This is a genomic window from Streptomyces sp. NPDC054840 (assembly GCF_053611065.1).
In genome coordinates, this window is record NZ_JBSGZP010000010.1 from 25,389 (window position 1) to 31,470 (window position 6,082).

Below are 6,082 nucleotides of genomic sequence, written 5' to 3' on the forward strand. Positions count from 1 at the left end.
TCTGTGTCGCTCAGGCGACCCTTTGCCGGTACGCCGCGCGCGGGGTCTGCGCCAAGATCGCGAGGTCCATCCCGAGCCAGTGGTTCTCCACATAATGCCGGTCCAGCAGTGTCATCTCCTCCCAGGGTAGGTCCGAGCGCGCGCTGACCTGCCACAACCCGGTCATTCCGGGGCGTACGAGGAGTCGCTCGGGGCGGTCCGTGCGGGTCTCCGGTCGCGGTCCGACGAGGGACATCTCGCCGCGGATCACGTTCAGCAGCTGAGGGAGGCCGTCGAGGGCGCAGCGGTCCAGGGCCGCGCCGATCCGGCCGGCGCCGTCGTCGGTGCGCAGCCGCCAGGTCCGGAAGGGCCGCCCGGCCAGGCCCGCCGCCGCCTCCCGTACGAAAGGCCGCCCGCCCTGGGTCGCGTACAGCAGGGGGATGGCCGCGGCCAGGACGGGTGCGCACAGGACCAGCAGGATCGCCGCTCCGGCGAGGTCGAACACCCTCTTCGCGGGCGGGACCGTGGGGAAGCGGGCCCGTAGCAGGGGGGCGGTGAGAGTGGGCGGCATGCCAGAACGTTGCCGCATGCCTCCGGCGGTCCGGCGGTGGCGCGCGGCTGCGGTGACCCGTTCGGCCGCGCCGCCGCGTGTGGGGACGCGGCCCCCGGACCCCTGCGCCGCAAGCGCCGACGGGCCCGTCCGCGCCAACCTTGCGCGTAAGTACTAGCTAAAGGTTGAGTCGACTCGACTCACTTCTGTTGACGGAAGCCCGGCGATGCGGCATGGTTGAGCCTGTTCCACTCAAGTCAGCTGGAGGAATTGAAATGGCACGTGCGGTCGGCATCGACCTGGGCACCACTAACTCCGTCGTCAGCGTTCTGGAAGGCGGCGAGCCCACCGTCATCACCAACGCCGAGGGCGCCAGGACCACGCCGTCCGTCGTCGCCTTCGCCAAGAACGGCGAGGTCCTCGTCGGCGAGGTGGCCAAGCGCCAGGCGGTCACGAACGTGGACCGGACCATCCGCTCCGTCAAGCGCCACATGGGCACTGACTGGAAGATCAACCTGGATGGCAAGGACTTCAACCCGCAGCAGATGAGCGCCTTCATCCTGCAGAAGCTGAAGCGCGACGCCGAGGCGTACCTGGGTGAGAAGGTCACGGACGCGGTCATCACCGTCCCGGCCTACTTCAACGACTCCGAGCGTCAGGCGACGAAGGAGGCGGGCGAGATCGCCGGCCTGAACGTCCTGCGCATTGTCAACGAGCCGACGGCCGCCGCCCTGGCCTACGGCCTCGACAAGGACGACCAGACCATTCTCGTCTTCGACCTCGGTGGCGGCACCTTCGACGTGTCGCTCCTGGAGATCGGCGACGGCGTCGTCGAGGTGAAGGCCACCAACGGTGACAACCACCTCGGTGGCGACGACTGGGACCAGCGCGTCGTCGACTACCTGGTGAAGCAGTTCGCCAACGGCCACGGCGTCGACCTGTCCAAGGACAAGATGGCGCTCCAGCGTCTGCGCGAGGCCGCCGAGAAGGCGAAGATCGAGCTGTCCTCCTCCACGGAGACCACGATCAACCTGCCCTACATCACGGCTTCCGCCGAGGGCCCGCTGCACCTGGACGAGAAGCTCACGCGCGCCCAGTTCCAGCAGCTGACCGCGGACCTGCTCGACCGCTGCAAGACCCCGTTCCACAACGTCATCAAGGACGCCGGCATCGCGCTGTCCGAGATCGACCACGTGGTCCTGGTCGGCGGCTCCACCCGTATGCCGGCCGTCGCCGAGCTCGTCAAGGAACTCACCGGCGGTCAGGACGCCAACAAGGGCGTCAACCCGGACGAGGTCGTCGCCATCGGCGCCACCCTCCAGGCCGGCGTGCTCAAGGGTGAGGTCAAGGACGTCCTGCTCCTCGACGTGACCCCGCTGTCCCTCGGTATCGAGACCAAGGGCGGCATCATGACCAAGCTGATCGAGCGCAACACCACGATCCCGACGAAGCGCTCCGAGATCTTCACGACGGCCGAGGACAACCAGCCGTCCGTGCAGATCCAGGTCTACCAGGGCGAGCGCGAGATCGCGGCGTACAACAAGAAGCTCGGCATGTTCGAGCTGACGGGCCTGCCCCCGGCCCCGCGTGGCGTCCCGCAGATCGAGGTCTCCTTCGACATCGACGCGAACGGCATCATGCACGTCACGGCCAAGGACCTCGGCACGGGCAAGGAGCAGAAGATGACCGTCACCGGCGGCTCCTCCCTGCCCCGCCAGGACATCGACCGCATGGTTCGCGAGGCCGAGCAGCACGCCGAGGAGGACCGCCGGCGCAAGGAGGAGGCCGAGACCCGCAACAGCGCCGAACAGCTCGTCTATCAGACCGAGAAGCTGCTCCGGGAGAACGAGGGCAAGGTCCCGGCCGACGTCAAGACCGAGGTCGAGTCCGCCGTCGCCGAGCTGAAGGAATCGCTCAAGGGCGAGGACGCCACCGCCATCCGCAACGCGACGCAGCGCGCGAGCACGGCCGCCCAGAAGATCGGCACCGCCCTCTACGCCCACGCACAGAGCTCTGCGGGCGACGGTGGAGCGGCATCCGACGGCGAACCGTCAGGAGAGGACGAGGAAGTCGTCGAGGCCGAGATCGTCGACGAGGAGAGGGCGAAGGGAGACACGGGATGAGCCGGCCGAAGTCCTTCGACGGGCCGCGCAGGCAGCCGCCCGTCGTCATCCGCGACAAGCGGCGCATCGACCCCGTCACCCTCCAGCTGAGGGCGCCCGACAGCACTCCTCCGCAACAGGAGGCGCAGCCACGCGCCGGAGAGCCGGGAACTCCGGGCCCTCCGGCCGCGGGCAGCCCGCCCGAGGCATGGGAGACGCAGCTCGCGGAGCGCACCGCCGACCTGCAGCGGCTGAAGGCGGAGTACGACAACTACCGCAAGCGGGTGCGGCGCGACCGACTCGCGATACGGGAGATCGCGGTCGCCAACGTCCTCGGAGGGCTGCTTCCGGTCCTCGACGCCATCGGCCGGGCACGCGAGCACGGTGAACCCGACCCGGGCCTCCGGGCGGTGGCCGACGCGCTGGAAACCCAGCTCGCCACCCTCGGCCTGCAGGAAGTCGGGGCGCCGGGAGAGCCCTTCGACCCCACCCAGCACGAAGCGATCTCGTACCGGCGGTCCGACGAGGTCGACCGGCCGACCTGCACCACCGTGCACCGGCCCGGCTACCGCGTGGGGCACCACCTCCTGCGCCCGGCCCAGGTGACGGTGAGTGAACCGCCCGACCAGGCCCGACCGGGACATGGCGGCACCAGGCCGCCACCGGCCTGACACGGCGCAGTCAAGCGGCGGGGAAGCCGGGAACGGCTTCCCCGCACGCGTTCTGATCCCCGGCCCACGGTGGCCGATGCGGCGCCGGGCACGTCCTCCGAGAGATGTCGATGTCCCTGCGGACCGTGGACGAGGCTCAGTCAGGAGCGGCCGCAGAGGCTTGCTCGCGACGCTGTGCGCCCACTTCGAACTGCTCGGGCTGGGTGTGCGCGGTGGAGTGGAGCAAGGGCGCGCCACGCCGTTCGGGCCGGTGACGAGGCGCGTCGGTGACCTTCTCGCGCGGCGTGCCGACCGGGCCCGGCGCTGCGGGGATGAGCCTGCGGGCACGGAGGCGGCCCACCCAGTGTCGGCCGCACACCGGACATGGTGATGCGCCGGCGGGAGTGTACGGGGAGGGTACGGGAATTCCGTCGCGTGAGAAGTACTCCCAGGCGCCGTCCTCATCGCTGTACTGCTGCACGTCGTAGTCGATGCTCCAGTCATGCCAGCACCGGCCGCACGTGAATTCCACCCGCTCCAATGCCATCTCGGTGATCATATCCCTCACCTCCCTCCGGATGGCTCGTCGTCCTTAATCGATATACCCCTGACGATTGGCTTGACAACCTCGCCCGCAGGTTTTATGACGGGGGAGAGAAGGTTGCTCCAGATTTTTTCCGGAGGTGAGAGAGATGAGCGGCCGGCGTCCGTCGCGCGACCATTACGCGGTCCTCGGCCTCCGGGCGGAGGCGTCGCCGGAGCAGATCACCAGCGCCTACCGCACACTGATCCGTGCTCTGCACCCTGACGCCCGCCCCAGCGGGCCGTCGGCCGGGTCGGAACTCGCCGAAGTCATCGAGGCCTACCGGATCCTGCATGATCCACGGCGGCGCTCCGTCTACGACACCGAACGCGAACAAAAGCAGCAGGAGGCCGGCCGTCCGGTACGGATACCCGTACGGGTGAGGTCCGCGACCGACGCCGGCGCCGGGTCGCACCTGCGCTCTGCCTTGGACCCCCGTACGCTTGCGTCGCAGCCGCACGGAGACCCATTCGACCGAATCATGGCGTGGCTACTTTACGGCATTTAGTTCCCGTAATAACTTTCCAGTTTGCGCTCGGGCTCCAGTAATTTCGCGGTATTGATAGACAGTGTGCACCAGCCGAGTTCGAGTGGAGTATCTCCTCCGTCAATTTTTCCGGCGATTGACACGTGCTGCGGCTATTCGCTTCGGAAGGTGTGGTGCCGCGCGGACGAGGGCGGTGGCGGTCAGGCCGATGACGGTGCCGGCGGCGACGTCGGAGGGGTAGTGCGCACCGCTGTGGATCCGTTCGATTCCCACCAGGAATCCGGGGACGGCGCATGCGGCCGCGGCCAGCGGCCAGGTGCGGGCTACGGCGGTGGTGAAGGCGACGGCGGCGGCGGTGTGCCCGGACGGGAACGACGAGCTGTCGGGCCGGTCCTCGACGTCGTGGTGGGGGATCCACTCCGTGGGAGGCCGGCGCCGCACGACGAGCTTCTTCGCCACCCCATTGGACAGCACCTCCGCCACCACCATGCCGGCGAGGCCGGCGGCCGCGGCCCGACGCCCCCGCCGACCGCCCCCCACAGCCATGGCGGTGGCCGCCACGCACCACAGCTTCGTGTGTTCGGCCGCCTCCTCGACCGGCGGCAGCAGCTGCCGCGCCCAGGGGGAGTCCCAGGCGGCCACGCGGCGCGTCAGCCGATGATCACGATCACGCAAGGCGGCGAGGATCCTCATACGGGGCCACTTCCCCGAGCATCGCGGACCATACCGGCGTGCGAGAGGACCGCAAGCCGGCGGAGCAGGTGATCTTCCGGCGCTGCGCATCTTCCGCAGGCGCGGACACCGCCGGCGAAACCGTTCCCTCTGCGCTCCGATCCCGCGCCGGGCGGGTGAACGAGTACCCGGTCACGGCCGTGTCCGGCCGCTGACCGGTGGCACCGGATGGAGGATGGCACGCGACCCACCGTCCCTGCCGCAGGAGTCATTCCGTGCTGGAACGCAAGCAGCTCAAGGACCGTACCCAGGTCACGTTCGTCCTCCCGGCCGATACGCCTCCCGGCCCGGTCAGCGTGGTGGGTGACTTCAACGACTGGCAGCCCGGCGCCCACACCCTGGTACCCCGCAAGGACGGCTCCCGGGCCGTGACCATCGCCCTGCCCGGCAAGAGCGTGCACTCCTTCCGCTACCTGGCCGCCGGCGACTACTGGTTCGACGAGGACCAGGCCGACAGCCACGACGGTGCGAACAGCCGCCTGCACACCTGAGCCGGCGCCGGCCACGGCCCGAACGCGACACGACTGCGACGACACCACCTCGGAGAAACGGAGCGGCCTGATGACCACGGCACGCGAGATCATGACGGAGGGCGCCGAGTGCATCGGCGCCGAGGAGACGGTCCTCGAGGCCGCGAAGAAGATGACACGGATGGGCGTCGGAGCGCTGCCGATCTGCGGCACGGACGACCGGCTCAAGGGCATGCTGACCGACCGCGACATCGTCGTGAAGGTCTTGGGCGTGGGCAAGGACCCGGGCGAGGTCAAGGCCGGAGAGCTGGCGCAGGGTGAGGCGGTCACCATCGGCGCCGACGACGACGCTGCCGAGATCATGCGCACCATGAGCGAGCATCAGGTACGCCGTCTGCCTGTCATCGACGGCCACCGGCTCGTCGGTATCGTCGCCCAGGCGGATGTTGCGCGCGCCCTGCCCGACCCGCAGGTCGGCGACCTCCTCCAGGCCCTCTCCGCCGACTGAGACGGCTCCCGTCACCCCGCC

At 69.4% G+C, this 6,082-nt stretch carries 8 protein-coding genes; 5 read left to right on the plus strand and 3 right to left on the minus strand.

Features of this window, described 5'->3' with window-relative positions:
* Positions 1-10: 10 nt before the first annotated feature.
* Positions 11-550 (minus strand): sugar transferase, encoded by a 540-nt coding sequence (locus ACWGIU_RS01935; protein ID WP_453701753.1) that lies wholly within the window; start codon positions 548-550, stop codon positions 11-13.
* Positions 551-804: 254 nt separating this feature from the next.
* Here ACWGIU_RS01935 and dnaK point away from each other — a divergent pair, with 254 nt between their 5' ends.
* Entirely contained in the window at positions 805-2,652 is a 1,848-nt protein-coding gene (gene dnaK, locus ACWGIU_RS01940) for a molecular chaperone DnaK (RefSeq protein ID WP_453701754.1), read from the plus strand.
* Positions 2,649-3,302: a nucleotide exchange factor GrpE gene (gene grpE / locus ACWGIU_RS01945; RefSeq protein WP_453701755.1), complete on the plus strand. Its 654-nt coding sequence runs from the start codon at positions 2,649-2,651 to the stop codon at positions 3,300-3,302. Before dnaK ends, grpE begins: the two co-directional genes overlap by 4 nt.
* A 136-nt stretch (positions 3,303-3,438) precedes the next feature.
* Here grpE and ACWGIU_RS01950 read toward each other — a convergent pair whose 3' ends face one another.
* Positions 3,439-3,840, minus strand: a complete 402-nt coding sequence (locus tag ACWGIU_RS01950) for a hypothetical protein (protein ID WP_453701756.1) — start codon at positions 3,838-3,840, stop codon at positions 3,439-3,441.
* A 133-nt stretch (positions 3,841-3,973) separates the two neighbouring features.
* Between ACWGIU_RS01950 and ACWGIU_RS01955 the strand changes: the two genes are divergently transcribed.
* Positions 3,974-4,372, plus strand: a complete 399-nt coding sequence (locus tag ACWGIU_RS01955) for a J domain-containing protein (protein WP_453701757.1) — start codon at positions 3,974-3,976, stop codon at positions 4,370-4,372.
* Positions 4,373-4,471: 99 nt separating this feature from the next.
* Here ACWGIU_RS01955 and ACWGIU_RS01960 read toward each other — a convergent pair whose 3' ends face one another.
* Positions 4,472-5,026, minus strand: coding sequence for a phosphatase PAP2 family protein (locus ACWGIU_RS01960; protein WP_453701758.1), 555 nt, complete (start codon positions 5,024-5,026; stop codon positions 4,472-4,474).
* Between the two features lie 272 nt (positions 5,027-5,298).
* Here ACWGIU_RS01960 and ACWGIU_RS01965 point away from each other — a divergent pair, with 272 nt between their 5' ends.
* The gene (locus ACWGIU_RS01965) at positions 5,299-5,574 is read left to right on the plus strand and encodes an isoamylase early set domain-containing protein (protein ID WP_453701759.1); all 276 of its coding nucleotides are present in this window, start codon (positions 5,299-5,301) and stop codon (positions 5,572-5,574) included.
* 70 nt (positions 5,575-5,644) lie between these two features.
* A complete protein-coding gene (locus ACWGIU_RS01970; protein ID WP_453701760.1) occupies positions 5,645-6,061 on the plus strand; it encodes a CBS domain-containing protein in 417 nt (138 codons plus the stop codon).
* The last annotated feature ends 21 nt before the right edge of the window (positions 6,062-6,082 follow it).